At 69.5% G+C, this 13,273-nt stretch carries 14 protein-coding genes; 4 read left to right on the top strand and 10 right to left on the bottom strand.

Annotated features, from left to right (window positions below; genetic code table 11):
- Positions 1-395: 395 nt before the first annotated feature.
- Genes EXW95_RS15535 through EXW95_RS15545 form a run of 3 tightly spaced genes read right to left on the bottom strand, consistent with a single transcriptional unit; the run spans position 396 to position 2,486 of the window.
- The gene (locus EXW95_RS15535) at positions 396-1,238 is read right to left on the bottom strand and encodes a cytochrome c oxidase assembly protein (RefSeq protein ID WP_174368201.1); all 843 of its coding nucleotides are present in this window, start codon (positions 1,236-1,238) and stop codon (positions 396-398) included.
- The gene (locus EXW95_RS15540) at positions 1,235-1,945 is read right to left on the bottom strand and encodes an SCO family protein (protein WP_371810106.1); all 711 of its coding nucleotides are present in this window, start codon (positions 1,943-1,945) and stop codon (positions 1,235-1,237) included. Before EXW95_RS15540 ends, EXW95_RS15535 begins: the two co-directional genes overlap by 4 nt.
- Positions 1,946-1,958: 13 nt before the next feature.
- A complete protein-coding gene (locus EXW95_RS15545) occupies positions 1,959-2,486 on the bottom strand; it encodes a copper chaperone PCu(A)C (RefSeq protein ID WP_174368202.1) in 528 nt (175 codons plus the stop codon).
- Positions 2,487-2,670: 184 nt separating this feature from the next.
- On the opposite strand from EXW95_RS15545, the gene EXW95_RS15550 reads away from it, so the two are divergent.
- The 3 genes from EXW95_RS15550 (at position 2,671) to EXW95_RS15560 (ending at position 5,552) form a co-directional block, all read left to right on the top strand.
- Positions 2,671-3,672: a LacI family DNA-binding transcriptional regulator gene (locus tag EXW95_RS15550; protein WP_174368203.1), complete on the top strand. Its 1,002-nt coding sequence runs from the start codon at positions 2,671-2,673 to the stop codon at positions 3,670-3,672.
- Between the two features lie 88 nt (positions 3,673-3,760).
- Positions 3,761-4,759, top strand: a complete 999-nt coding sequence (trpS, locus tag EXW95_RS15555) for a tryptophan--tRNA ligase (RefSeq protein WP_174368204.1) — start codon at positions 3,761-3,763, stop codon at positions 4,757-4,759.
- A 25-nt stretch (positions 4,760-4,784) separates the two neighbouring features.
- Positions 4,785-5,552 (top strand): ScpA family protein, encoded by a 768-nt coding sequence (locus tag EXW95_RS15560; protein WP_174368205.1) that lies wholly within the window; start codon positions 4,785-4,787, stop codon positions 5,550-5,552.
- Between the two features lie 48 nt (positions 5,553-5,600).
- Here the strand turns inward: EXW95_RS15560 and EXW95_RS15565 are convergent, their stop codons facing one another.
- The 7 genes from EXW95_RS15565 to EXW95_RS15595 all read right to left on the bottom strand — a co-directional run bounded on the left by EXW95_RS15565 (position 5,601) and on the right by EXW95_RS15595 (position 12,008).
- Positions 5,601-6,434 carry a shikimate 5-dehydrogenase gene (locus EXW95_RS15565; protein ID WP_371810107.1) on the bottom strand — a complete coding sequence of 278 codons (834 nt, stop codon included), beginning with the start codon at positions 6,432-6,434 and terminating at the stop codon, positions 5,601-5,603.
- Positions 6,431-7,357, bottom strand: coding sequence for an N-acetyl-gamma-glutamyl-phosphate reductase (gene argC, locus EXW95_RS15570; protein WP_174368206.1), 927 nt, complete (start codon positions 7,355-7,357; stop codon positions 6,431-6,433). Before argC ends, EXW95_RS15565 begins: the two co-directional genes overlap by 4 nt.
- Positions 7,354-7,680: a hypothetical protein gene (locus tag EXW95_RS15575; protein ID WP_174368207.1), complete on the bottom strand. Its 327-nt coding sequence runs from the start codon at positions 7,678-7,680 to the stop codon at positions 7,354-7,356. The genes argC and EXW95_RS15575 overlap by 4 nt, the downstream gene beginning before the upstream one ends.
- Complete coding sequence (locus EXW95_RS15580; RefSeq protein ID WP_371810109.1) at positions 7,673-8,185, bottom strand: NUDIX domain-containing protein; 513 nt, start codon at positions 8,183-8,185, stop codon at positions 7,673-7,675. The genes EXW95_RS15575 and EXW95_RS15580 overlap by 8 nt, the downstream gene beginning before the upstream one ends.
- Positions 8,182-8,700 (bottom strand): GNAT family N-acetyltransferase, encoded by a 519-nt coding sequence (locus tag EXW95_RS15585; protein ID WP_174368209.1) that lies wholly within the window; start codon positions 8,698-8,700, stop codon positions 8,182-8,184. Before EXW95_RS15585 ends, EXW95_RS15580 begins: the two co-directional genes overlap by 4 nt.
- A 70-nt stretch (positions 8,701-8,770) precedes the next feature.
- The gene (gene argF, locus EXW95_RS15590; RefSeq protein WP_371810186.1) at positions 8,771-9,694 is read right to left on the bottom strand and encodes an ornithine carbamoyltransferase; all 924 of its coding nucleotides are present in this window, start codon (positions 9,692-9,694) and stop codon (positions 8,771-8,773) included.
- Positions 9,695-10,010: 316 nt separating this feature from the next.
- Positions 10,011-12,008 carry a M14 family zinc carboxypeptidase gene (locus EXW95_RS15595; RefSeq protein ID WP_174368211.1) on the bottom strand — a complete coding sequence of 666 codons (1,998 nt, stop codon included), beginning with the start codon at positions 12,006-12,008 and terminating at the stop codon, positions 10,011-10,013.
- Positions 12,009-12,234: 226 nt separating this feature from the next.
- Here EXW95_RS15595 and EXW95_RS15600 point away from each other — a divergent pair, with 226 nt between their 5' ends.
- The gene (locus tag EXW95_RS15600) at positions 12,235-13,248 is read left to right on the top strand and encodes an FAD:protein FMN transferase (protein ID WP_371810187.1); all 1,014 of its coding nucleotides are present in this window, start codon (positions 12,235-12,237) and stop codon (positions 13,246-13,248) included.
- Positions 13,249-13,273 lie beyond the last annotated feature (25 nt).

Genomic DNA, 13,273 nt, shown 5'->3' on the forward strand with positions numbered 1-13,273 from the left:
ACCCACCGCAACTGAATGAATGGACGGAAAGTGAAGGGGGGAGGGGGTTGTGGGAAGTGGGTTGTGGGGAGTGGGCTGGGTGGATTGGGGCGGGCGCGGCCCGCCACCCCCCACCCGGCCTCCCCCTCAAGGGGGGAGGAGAAAAGACAGAGTCGATCAGCTGTCCGCGCCGACCCACCCGGCCAGCCGCCGCAGACCACCCCGAGCCGTCGGACGCGCAGCGTCCGGGCCTTCCACCGTCCCGGCAGGATGGCGTCGAAGCCGGACCCGTCACCGCCCACCACACCTCCGCCGCATAAGTGAAAACTCTTGCCCAGTGCCAACGTAAGCCCCCCTGCCCTCTGCTGCGCAGCTCTGCGAGTCTGGGTAGGGGGTTGGGGGGTGGGTCACGCCGTTCAGCTCTCCGTGTCGGAGTCAGGCACGACCCGCGCGGGCGGCATGCCCTGCGTTTCGGACAGTTTGATCAGCCACGCGAACAGCTGGATGAACGCGAGGGCCAGGGCGGGAAGTCCGGCGAGCATCATGATCCAGCCGCTGAGCTGCTGGTTCTGGAGGGGCGTGTAGTTCCAGAGGCACAGGGCGTTCACGTAGGGGGTGTAGAGGACACGGGGGCTGTACAGCCAGACGCTGGCGACGCCCATCATGGGGAGGGCGGCGAGGAGGCCGAACCAGCCGCGTGAGCCGATATCGGCGGGTTGGACGGTGGGGAGGGGGCGGAGGATGACGCTCCAGACGAGCAGGCTGCTCAGGAGGTACAGGCCCGGCAGGAGGGGGGCGGCGGTGTTGCTGACGATGCTGGCGTTGAAGCCGGCGGGGACGTTCCAGTAGATGATGACGGCCGTCCAGAGGGCCAGGGCCACCCAGGGGTCGAGGAGGAGGTTGAGGACCCTCCCGAGGCCGCGCCGGGGGTCGGGGCGCAGGCGGGGCAGGCCGAGCACGAGGAGGGGTGGGACGACCTCGGCGAGGACCATGAGGCGGGTCATGTAGAGGGCCATGCTGCTCTGGGTGAGGGTCGCGGCGCGGCTCTGGGTGGTGATGAGCAGCAGGAGGACGCCGAGGGTGAACAGGGCAGCCTTCCAGGCGGGCCAGTCCTGCCCGCGTCCTTCACGGTGCGCGCGGAGGTAACCCCAGGCGTACGCGGCGGCGAGGAGCAGGGTGGGGATCAGGAAGAGGGGGTCGGGGCTGGGGCTCAGGAGGTCGGCCAGCGTGGGGTTGAGGGTGCTGGGCGTGGCGCTCATCGGGTCTCCATGACGTGTTGCAGGTCCGCCTGGACGCGGGCGACCTGGGGGAGCTGGGTGTAGTCCCACAGGACGCGCAGGTGGCCCTGAGCGTCGATGAGGTAGGTGGCAGTGGTGTGGTTGATCTGGTAGTCGGCGCCCTTCACGTCGGCCTTCTGGTAGCCGACGCCGTACGCCTGGGCGACCTTCGCCAGTTGCGGTTCGGGGATGTGCACGCCGACGCCTTCCTTCCCGAAGTAAGAGGCGTACTCGTTCAGGCGTCCCGGGGTGTCGCGGGCGGGGTCGACGCTGACGAGCAGGATGCGGAAGCGCGCCTTCTGATCAGCGGGAAGGGCGTCGCGGACCTTGTTCAGGTACGAGAGGGTCAGGGGGCAGATGCTGGCGCAGTGCGTGAACCCGAAGAACACGGCGGTGACCTGACCCTGCCCGGGCGTGAACGTGAAGGCGCGGGGCGGGGCGGTGGGGGTGTCGCTGACGGTGCCGGTGAAGCCCGTCGCGGCGGTGCCCTGCGGGTACGCGGTGCCGAAGAACGGGTAGGGGCTGCGCAGCCGCGCGGCGCCCCAGGCGCCCAGCAGCAGCAGGGTCACGGCGGCGACGGCCAGGATGGCGGACACGTACCAGGGCCGCGCGGGGGGCGCGCTGATCGTCTCGGGGCTGATCGACTCGGGGCTCATCGTCTTGGAGTTGGGGGCGGGTTCGCTGGTCATCGGGGGTTCACCGTCATGGTTTCGTCACGGGCGCCTGGATGGTCAGGGTGCGCCCCTCGGCGTCGGTCAGGGTGATGGGGATGGTCTGCCCGGGCTGGAGGGGTTCTTTCAGGTCCATGAGCATGAGGTGGTCGCCGGTGTCGCTGAGGGTCAGCGTGCCGCCCGCCGGGAGGGTGAGGTGGTCCGTCATGCTCATGCCGGTCATGTTGTCCTGGGTGCGGGTGACCATCAGCATGGCGTGCCCGGCGGCGGGGCTGCTCACGCCCGTGATGCGGACGTCCGCGTCCCAGGTGCTGCGGAGGGTGGCGAACACGCTCGTCTCGCGGATGCCGGGGGGCACGGCGACCACGCGGGCGTCCGTGACGGTGGCGGGCAGGCTTCCGCTGGCCTGTGTGGGAGTGGCATGGGCGGCGGTCTGGGTCGCCGGGGTGCCCGTGGTGTCGCGGGGGCGTAGCAGGGCGGCGGCCAGCGCGGCGGCGAGGATCAGCAGCGCGGCGATCAGCAGGGGCCGGGCAGGTCCGGCGCGGCGGGGTGCAGTCATGGTCGCTCCTTCAAAGGCGTGCCCGGCGCGGGGCAGCCGTCAGGGTGCAGTGTAGGCGCGTGGACCGGGCGGGATTGTCCCCGACGTCCGCCCCGGCAGACACGGACAGATTCAGGCCGACGCGGACCGACTCAGACAGCGCGTGGAACCCGTTCCAAAAAAGCGTATCCTGAGTTCCAATATCATGCGCAAACCCACCATTCAGGATGTAGCCCGGCACGCCGGAGTCGGGGTCGGCACCGTCTCGCGGGTGCTGAACAATCACGTGGCCGTCAAGGGCGCCACGCGCGAGAGCGTCCTCAAGGCCATCGCGGACCTGGAGTACACCCCCAACCCGCACGCCCGGCGCATCGCGGGCGGGCGCAGCTACACCATCAGCGTCCTGCTGCCCGTCCTGACCACCGAATTCTACGTGCGCCTCCTCGACGGGCTGGAAACCGCGTTCCAGGAGGCGCGCTACGACGTGGCGATCTTCCCCCTGCTGGACCGCTCGCGCCTGGAACGCTACCTGGGCTCGCACACGCTGGCCTATCAGGCGGACGGGCTGGTCATGGCGACGTACAACCTCACGCAGATGTTCCACGAGCGGCGCCTGCGCACCCAGCAACCCACCGTGCTCGTGGACGCCTTCGCGGACAACGTCGATTCCTCGTTCATGGACAACGTCGCGGGCGGGCGCATGGCAGGCGAGTACGCCGCGCAGTTCAGCGGCGACCTGTACGCCGTGTGGGTCGAGACCGAACTGGACCAGCTGTTCACCACCCGCGTGTTCGAGGACCGCCGCAGCGGCTTCATGAGCGCGCTGGACACCGCCGGACGCACCGTGAAGGCCGAGTACACCAGCTCCTTCGATTCCCTCGCGGCGCGCAACACCGCCGCCACCGTCCTCGACCAGGCGCAGGAGGCCGGACTGCCCTGCACCGTGTTCGCCTCCGCCGACATGCTCGCCGGCGCCCTGCTCGACGAGGTCCGCCTGCGCGGCCTGAAGATCGGGCAGGACGTCCGCGTGATCGGCTTCGACGACCAGCCCTGGGCCGCCGAACGCGGCCTCACCACCCTGCACCAGCCCGTCGAGAGCATGGGCTACGAGGCCGCGCAACTCCTGCTGTCACGCCTGAACGGCTACAAGGGTCCCGCCCGCGCCCGCCGCTTCGAACCCCGCCTGATCATCCGGGGCAGCGCGTAAGGGGGAAGTAGGTTGTGGGGAGTGGGTCGTGGGCAGGCGCCTGCGGCCCGCTGTCTTTGAAGCCTCCATCCTCTAGAATCTCCGGGTTATGCCGCGCGTCTTTTCAGGGATTCAGCCCACAGGTGAACCGCACATCGGGAACTACTTCGGGGCCATGCGCAACTACGTGCGGCTGGGCGAGGAGTTCGGGAAGAACAGCATCTACTGCGTGGTGGACCTGCACGCCATCACCAACCCCGCCGCGTCCGACCCGAAACTGCTCGCGCAGCGGACCTTCGAGATGGCCGTCGCGAACTTCGCGGTGGGCCTCGACCCCAGCCGGGTCACGTTCTTCGTGCAGTCGCACGTGCCCGAGCATCAGGAACTGTCGTGGATCTTCACGACCCTGACGCCGGTCGGTGAACTGGAACGCATGACGCAGTACAAGGACAAGTCCGCGCAACTGGAGAGCGTCCCGGCGGGTCTGCTGATGTACCCGGCGCTGATGGCCGCCGACATCCTGCTGTACAAGGCCGACACCGTGCCCGTCGGTGAGGACCAGACGCAGCACATCGAACTGACGCGCGAGATCGCCCGGAAGTTCAACCACGCGTTCGGCGAGACGTTCCCCGAACCCAGGGCCGTGTACAACCGGGACGCGCTGCGGATTCCCGGCGTGGACGGCAACGGCAAGATGGGCAAGAGCAAGGGCGAGACGAGCACCATCGGCATCCTGGAGCCCCTGGAGTCCATCTGGCAGAAGCTGCGCGTGGCGCCCACCGATCCGGCCCGCGTGCGCCGCACCGACCCCGGCGATCCCGCCAAGTGCCTGATCTTCGACTACCACAAGCTGTTCAGCGACCTGGACACCATCCAGACCGTGGACGCCGGGTGCCGCAGCGCCGGGATCGGCTGCATCGACTGCAAGAAGCAGCTGATGACCGGCATCACGGCGCACCTGACGCCCATCCAGGAGCGGGCCGAGACGCTGAAGGCCGACCCGGACTTCGTGCGCGACGCGCTGGCGCAGGGGGCGCGCGAGGCCCGTGCGATCGCGCAGCCGATCATGGCGGAAGTCCGCGAGAAAGTCGGCTTCCTGACCCTGTAAGCCCCATCGACCGTCAACTCCTGCAATGACTGCCGCGCCCGCGCTGCCCACTCCCACCCCGCCGCCCCCGGCCGGGGTGGGCTTCAGCGTGTCGCTCCCCGCGTTCAGCGGCACCCTGGCGGAGCTGGCCTCCGCGCTGCGCGCGGGCCGCGTCCAGCCGGGCGAGGTGCCCCTGCTGACCCTCACGCGCGACGTGCTTGCCTGGGCGCAGGCGGTCACCGGCGGCCCGCTGGAGGGCGCGCACCCGGACCTGCTGCCCACCCTGGCGGCGGTCATCGCGCTGAAGGCCCGATTGCTGCTGCCGCAACCCGAGCCCGACGAGCCCGACATGGGCAGCGACTGGTTCGAGCCGCTGGACGACGTGCTGGAGGGCGTGGAGGCCCTGGCGGAACTGGACGCGCTGGTGGGGTTCCTGGCCGCGCGGCGCCGCGAACGCGAGGGCCTGATCCCCGCCCGCGCCGTGCCCGTGAATCTCCCGCGCCGCGAACGGCCCCGCAATCCGCAGGGCAGCCTCGCGAAACTCGTGAAGGCCGCGCAGAACGCCGTCCGGCAGGTCGAGGTGCCCCTCCTGGCCCGCGACCGCCTCTCACTGGCCGACGCACTCGGCGCGCTGCGCGCCTTCGGAAGGCGCCTGCGCACCTTCACCTTCCGGGGCATCCCCACCCAGGACTGGGGCGAACAGACCACCTACTTCGCCGCGCTGCTCGAAGGTGTGAAGGAAGGGAACTTCAGCGTCGAGCAGATCGACACGTACGGCGACATTCAGGTGCAGTCGCACCTGCCGCAGGACTGACCACCAATGAACGGGGGGAGAGGCGGGTGCAACCTCTCCCACACGCTTTTAGGTGCGGGCGAACTCGACCGCCGCCTGCACCTGCTCCTCGGATGGGCGCACACCGGTGTACAGCACGAACTGCTCCAGCGCCTGCAACGCCACGACCTCCAGCCCGGTCACGACGGGCCTGCCCTGTCGCCGCGCCTCCACGATCAGGGGCGTCTCGCTGGGCAGGGCGACCACGTCGAACACCGTGCCTGCCCGCGCGATGGCGTCGGGCGTGAAGGCGAGGTCGTGCTCTTCCGCGCCGCCCGCCATGCCGATCGGGGTGACGTTCACGAGCAGGTCGCTGTCCTGCACTTCGGGTGTCGTGGAGTGCCAGTCCCAGCCGCAACGGTCCGCCAGTGCCCGCCCGGCCCCCTCGTTGCGGGCGACGATCACGCCACGAGTGAAGCCTGCGTCCCGCAGGGCGCTCGCCACGGCCTTGCCCATGCCGCCACTGCCGCGCAGGACCACCCGCGCGTCCCGGTTCAGCGCGTGCCGCTCGATCAGCAGCTGAATGGCGGTGTAATCGGTGTTGAACGCCTTCAGGTGCCCGCCGTCGTTCACGATGGTGTTCACCGACCCGATGGCCGCCGCCGAGGCGTCCAGTTCGTCCAGCAGCGGAATCACGGCCTCCTTGAACGGCATGCTGACCGCGCAGCCGCGCACGCCCAGCGCCCGGATGCCCGCCACCACGCCCGCGATGTCCTGCACGCCGAACGCCTTGTACACGAAATCCAGACCCAGCGCCGTGTACAGGTGATTGTGAAAGCGCGTCCCGAAGTTGCTCGGGCGGGCCGACACGCTCATGCACAGGGTGGTGCCCCGGTTGATGTCCAGTTTGCTGGCCCCGGTCACGCGTCCACGAGCCCCAGCATCAGATTGAGGTTCTGAACGGCCGCCCCACCCGCGCCCTTCCCGAGGTTGTCCAGCCGCGCGACCAGCAGCGCCCGCTCGCCGTCGGCGGACGGGTACACGAACAGCTCCAGGTCGTTCGTGCCGTTCAGGGTCTGCGGGTCCAGCACCTCCGGGTTGCCTTGCATCTCGAACACCCGCACGAACCGCTGCCCGGCGTAGTGATCCTTCAGCGCCGCGTGCAGCGCGTCCGGCGTGGTGCCCAGTTCGCGCAGGTGCAGGGGGATGGTCACGGTCATGCCCTGCGCCCACGCCCCCACGTTCGGCGTGAAGATCGGCGTGCGGCTCAATCCCCCGTACCGCATCGTCTCGGGGATGTGCTTGTGCCCCAGCCCCAGCGCGTAACTCAGGAACGCGCCCTTCATCGGGTGATCCTCGCCCTTCTCGTGCGCGTCCACCAGCGCCCGGCCCCCACCCGTGTAGCCGCTGTACCCCTGGATGCTCACCGGGAAGTCCGCCGGGATCAGCCCCGCGCCCGTCAACGGGGCCAGCAGCGAGATCGCGCCCGTGCTGTAACAGCCGGGGTTCGCCACGAACCGCGCCGCGCGGATCGCGTCCGCCTGCCCCGCGTTCAACTCCGGGAAGCCGAACACCCACGCCGGATTCACCCGGTGCGCCGTGCTCGCGTCCAGAAGCCTTGAGGCCGGGTTCGTCGTCAGCGTGACCGCCTCGCGCGCCGCGTCGTCATGCAGGCACAGGATCGACACGTCCGCCGCGTTCAGCAACTCCGCCCGCGCCGCGCTGTCCTTCCGCCGCGCCGGGTCGATGCTCAGCAGTTCGATATCCGCCCGACCCTCCAGCCGGGAGCGGATCTGCAGACCGGTCGTTCCGGCCTCACCGTCGATAAATACCTTGGGGACTGTCATGCTTGATTCTCCATCAGGGACTGAGTGACCTGTGCGTGCAGGCGTTCATGAGTCATAGTCAGGGACGTTCCGGGTTTCAGGTGCGTCCAGAGGTCCGGGGTCATGGGCACGATGCGGATCACGCCGTGGCCCCCTCGCCCGATGACCTCCGGGTCGAGGGTCTCCCACCACGCGTACGCGTTCACCGGCTCTCCGGCGCGCTGGAAGCTGAAGACGCTGCCGTCCATCGCGCTCACGTTCGCCCCGAATCGCTGGTAGATGAATGACGTCGTCCGTTCCTCCGGCAGGTGAACGCGGGCCAGCAGGAACGGCGCGTCATGCACGGCCCACCCCGTAGCACAGCTGCACGAGGCGTTTCAGGTCGCCCTTGGCGGGGTCGCCCTGTTCGATGCGCCGGATGAGTTCGGGGGGCGTGAGCCACTCGGCGCTGCTGAAATCGTCGGGGTTGAAGGTGGGTGGGTCGTCGCGGCGCAGTTCGTACACGTGCATGAAAGCACTCAGGCCGTCGCGTGGGCCAAAGCGGGCGATCTGCCGCCAGGGGAGGTCGTCCACGTTCAGGTTCAGTTCCTCCTGCGTCTCACGCCGGAAGGCCTGTTCGTACGTCTCGCCGCATTCGACGTGCCCGCCGACGCTCATGTCCAGGCAGCCGGGGAACAGCCGCTTGTGTGCGGTGCGGCGCGGAATCCACAGCTGGCCTGCCCGGTTGATCAGGAAGGCGTTGATGACGCGGATGGTCAGGCCGCGCGAATAGGCGTCCTCGCGGGTAGCCTGACCGATGACCTCGTCGTGCTCGTTCACGACGTCCAGCCACTCCGTGACCCCGGTCACGCGGTCCACTCGGCGGCCAGGACGGCGTACAGGGCGTCGTCGGTCCATTCGCCCCGGTGCCGGTAGCTCTGGAGGCTGGTGCCCTCGTGCCGGAAGCCCAGGCGGGTCAGCAGCGCCGCGACCGCCGTGTTGCGCGGGTCGATGCTGGCGTGAACGCGGTGCAGGCCCAGGTCGGTGAAGGCGTGCGTGACGAGGGCGTGCAGGGCTTCGCGGGCGTACCCGTGCCCCTGCGCGCTGCGGGCGAGCGTCACGCCGAGTTCCGCCTGCGGCCCCTGCGTGTTCAGACCCACGTCCCCCAGCAGTTCACCGCCGCTCAGCATGACGGCGCGCTGCACCCAGCCGGGCGCCCCCAGCGGCGCGTCCGACACGAGACCCACCACCGAGTCCGGCGTGGCAGGCAGCGGCCAGCCCTGGAAGCGGGCGACCTCCGGATCGTTCCGGTATGCCAGGACACGCGGCAGGTCGTCCGGCGTCAGGGGCCGGAGGGTCAGACGGGACGTGTGCAGTGTGGTCATCGGGTCAGCCTGTCAGAGGAATGGGCGGGCGCGCATCCGCGCGACGGCAGATGCGCGCCGCGACGGAAGTTCACCAGCGGGGCTTGAGGTCGCCCATCAGGTGGTACATCAGGGCTTTCTGCGCGTGCAGGCGGTTTTCGGCCTGGTCGAACACGCGGCTCTTGGGGTGTTCGGTGGCTTCGGGGACGGTCTCCTCGCCGTAGTGGGCGGGGAGGCAGTGCAGGAAGATGCCGTCCGGCGCGATGCTGTCGAGCATCTCGGGGGTGACCTGGTAGCCCTGGAAGGCGCGGCGGCGGATGTCGGCCTCGGCTTCCTGGCCCATGCTGATCCACACGTCGGTGTACAGGACGTCGGCGCCCTGCACGGCGGCGAGGTCGTTCGTGAGGGTGATGTTCACCCCGGCGCGGACGGCGTCCATGAGGACTCCGGCGTTGGGTTCGTAGCCGACGGGGGTGACGACGGTGACGTCGGTGCCGGTCAGGATGCCCATGTGGATGTGGCTGTTGGCGAGGTTGTTCCCGTCGCCGATGTACACGACGCGGCGGCCGGTGAGGTCGGTGCCGAATTCTTCCTCGATGGTCTGGTAGTCGGCGAGGAGTTGCGCGGGGTGCAGCATGTCGCTCAGCCCGTTGATGACGGGGATGCTGGCGTGCTGGGCGAGTTCCTGGAGGGTCTGCTGGAGGTACACGCGGCCCATGACGGCGTCCACCCAGCGTTCCAGGTTGCGGGCGACGTCACTGACGCGTTCGCGGGTGCCGAGGCCGATCTCGGTGTTGCTGAGGGTGATGGCGTGCCCGCCGAGCTGGTACATGCCGACGTCGAAGGTGGTGCGGGTGCGCAGGCTGGCCTTCTCGAACACCAGTGCGATGCTGAGGCCCGCCAGTGGCTTCACGGCGCGCCACTCGCCGCGTTTCATGCTGTGGGCAGTGTCCATGACGGCGCGCAGTTCGGCGGCGGTCATGTCGAGGTTGCTCAGGAAGTCCCGCCCGGCCATGACGGGTTTCGGGAGGGTGTCCGGGGTGAGCAGCACGGGCGCGGCGACCGGCGCCGGGACTGCATCTTTTTTCGTGGCAGCCTTGCGCGCCGCTCCGGATTTCTTCGGGGCGGCGCTGGCCTTGGCCTGGGTTTTCTGCGAGCGGGCGACCTTCGTCATAGGCGAGGAGTATACCCGCTTCCGGTCAACGCGGGATCACCCCGCGCGGATCGCGCATGAATATGCATTCCGGATGACTGGACATGCAGAGTGGGGAGTGGTCAGTGGAAAGTAGGAAGTGGAAAAGCCCATCCTCCACTGACCACTCCCCACTCCCTTATTTCGTCTCGACGAGCGAGTAGCTGCCGCTGCCGCTGTAGGCGTACACGCGCCAGCGGTACGTGCCGCTCGCGGCGGCGTAATTGATGGCCTCGGTGCTGGTGCTGCCCTCGCTGGCGGCCACCTGGGTCCAGGTGCTGCCGGAGAGTTTCTGCAGGTACAGGTCGAAGTCCGTGCCGGTGGGGCCGGTCAGGTTGCCTTTCAGGGTGCCGCCCGCGTACGTGAAGCCGCTGGCGGACGTCTGGTAGGCGTTCCCGGCGGCGGCGAGCGTGCCGGTGTACGTGGTGGTCGTGCCGGTGGTCGCGCCGACCGTGACGAACAGCGCGGACACTGGGCCGTAGGTGCCGTTGTTGTTCTTCGCGCGGACGTACACGGTGTGCTTCCCGGCACTGAGTCCGGTGGTGGACACGCTGGCCTGCACGCTCTCGGTGGCGGCGTTGAAGGTGCCGTCCGTGGCGGTCATGGCGCGGGCGGTGCCGCCGGCCCAGGGGGGCGTGTCGATGAAGTACTCCGCGCTGGTAATCGTGCGGGTGGGTTCGGCGCCGTTGCTGGTGTTGAAGCGGGTGTTCGTGGCGCTGGCGCTCAGGGTGAAGCTGGCGCCCGTGGCGACGCTGGCGGGCGCGGTGACGCTCACGCTGTCGGGGCCGCTGCCCAGTTGGTAGGGCGCGCGTGCCACGCGCAGGGCGTACAGCAGCGCCGCCTGATTCTGCGGGAGGACCGTGCCGGTGAAGGTGCTGCACGATTCGAAGAACGCGCTGCCCAGCTCGAAGGTGTACGACGCGACGCCCAGTTCGCCGTACGCGAAGTCGTCGGTGGTGCCGCTGGTGGGGTACAGCCCGACGGCCTGTTCGGGGGTGTAGCCGTTGAAGTACGCGAGTTTCCGCCCGAGGCTCTGCAGGGCCGCGCCGTTCGGGGCGACGGTGGTGGTGTCCCCCCAGGGCCACAGGACCAGCTTGGAGTAACTGTGAATGTCGATGTACACGCCGGGGGTGGTGGCGGGCGCGGCGTCGGTGCGGGCCGCGCCGCGGTTGTCCGCGAAGGTCGCCCTGATGAGGTTCTGGAGGTTCTGCGTTTCGATCTCGCTGCCGGCGGCGCTGCCGCGGTACGTCTCGTTGCACGGGTCGGTGCTGGACCCGGCAGTGCCCCAGGCGTAGTTGAAGTTGCGGTTCAGGTCCACGCCGTACAGGCCGTTCCCGCACGCCTGCGTGTCGTTCACGTTCTTGCGCCACGACGCGCCCGCCTCGGCCTTCTTGCGGCCGTCCGGGTTGCTCTGGAGGACCAGCCAGACTTCCTGCGTGTCGAGCATCCAGGTGACGTCGGCGTCCTGGCCGTAGTTGGCGAGCAGGTACTCCGCGAAGCGGGTGGCGAGTTCAGCGGGCGTGTACTCGCGCGCGTGGATGGACGCCGTGATCAGCAGGCGGGGTTTGGTGCCCGTGACGCTCCTGTTCGTCAGCTTCAGGACGTTCATGTCGTACCCGCCGCGCCCCTTCGTCTTCAGCCAGGAGGACCCGATACTGCTCCAGCTGGCGAGGTTCGGGTACTGCGTGACCAGATTCTGCGCGCTGGCGTAGGTTTCCTCGACGGTGCGGTAACAGGAGTAACCGCTGATGCTCAGGGCGCCCAGGGGGGCTTTCAGGGAGGCGCTGTGTCGCTCGGTCTGCGCGCGGTCGATCTTCACGGTCCAGCCGCGGGTCAGGCCGGTCACGCGCAGCCGCTCGAAGTCCGCCTGCCCGACGTCCAGCAGCACGTAGCCGTCTTCCAGGCTGCCGCCGACCGGTTCGAAGGTCTTGACGATGTCCAGCCAGTCGCGCTGCGTCTTGAAGTCGATGCGGGACACGACGACCGGGTACTGCTGGAAGGTGCTGCACTCGTCGGCGGTGGCGACCAGCGTGCCGGTGCCGGGGGTGGGGGCGGCCTGGGGGGCGGAGGGGGTCTGGGAGCAGGACGCGAGAAGCAGGGCGGCGCTGAGCAGGGAGACGGACAGACCTTTATGCATGGGGCCTCCAGCGGCAGTGGTGCCCGTCCGGGACGCTGCCCGGCGGGACTCGTGCCTGGGTTGTGTGGTGCTGCGCTACTGTAACACCCCCCTGGGACGCAACCAGAAATGTCATTGTTCGGCATTGCTGGACGTCGCCGTGAGGTGTGCCCTGTCCCTGTGCGCACCTGGCACCCACCGGAGGTGCGGGCGATATTTCACGCGGCCGTCAGAAATTTGACGCATGATGCGGAACGTGATCCTGAAAGTCCTGAGCCGGGCGCTGCGGCCCCCACACCGCCTGCACTCCACCTACGAGCGCCTGCTGGGCACCGAGGTCGAGGTGCAGGTCGTCGCCCGCAGCCCCCGCCAGGCGCAGGCTGCCGAGACGGCCGCCCTGCATGAGATCGATCGCCTGACCCTGATCTTCAACCGCTTCGACCCGGACAGCGAACTGCGCCGCTGGCAGGCCCGGACCGGTGACACCCACGTCCCCCTGAGTCTGGAACTGCTGCACCTGCTGCGCCTCGCGGACCACTGGCGCACCCTGAGCGGCGGCGCGTTCCACCCCGGCGCGGACACCCTGGGGCAACTGTGGCAGCAGGCCGCCCTGACCGGGCAGCTGCCCAGCGCGGCGGCGCTCGAACGGCAGGTGAGCGCCCTGCGCGCCCCACCGTGGACCCTGCACGCCGACGGCAGCGCCACCCTGCACGCGGCGGGACCGCTGGGCCTGAACGCCCTGGCCAAGGGGTACATCGTGGACCGCGCGGTGCTGATCGCGTCCCGCTGCGTGGGCGTCCGCAGCGTCCTGATCAACGCCGGAGGGGACCTGCGCGTGACCGGCCCGGCCCGCGTGAACGTGCAGGTCGCCGACCCCTTCACCGCGCGGGACGACGCGCCGCCCATCGCGCGGGTGCAGGTGCGCGGCGGGGCGCTCGCCACGAGCGGACAGGCGCACCGGGGGTTCCTGGTGAACGGCACGCACTACTCGCACGTCATGGACCCCCGCACGGGTCAGCCGGTGCAGGACGTGCCGGGCGTGACCGTCACCGCGCCCGAATGCGTGACGGCCGACGCGCTCGCCACCATCCTGAGCGTCATGGATGTCCGCGCGGGCCTGCACCTGCTGGCGGGTCTGCCCGAGTGCGAGGCGCTGATCGTCACCGCGGACGGGCAGCGGCACGCGTCCCCCGGCTGGCGCGGCGTCAATCTTTCGCAGCGCCCGGCACGGAACGCGCGGCCCCTGTTAACCGCCCGCTAACGGGGCGGCGGCACCCTGCCCGCAG

The sequence above is a fragment of the Deinococcus sp. JMULE3 genome (assembly GCF_013337115.1).
Taxonomy (GTDB): Bacteria; Deinococcota; Deinococci; order Deinococcales; family Deinococcaceae; genus Deinococcus.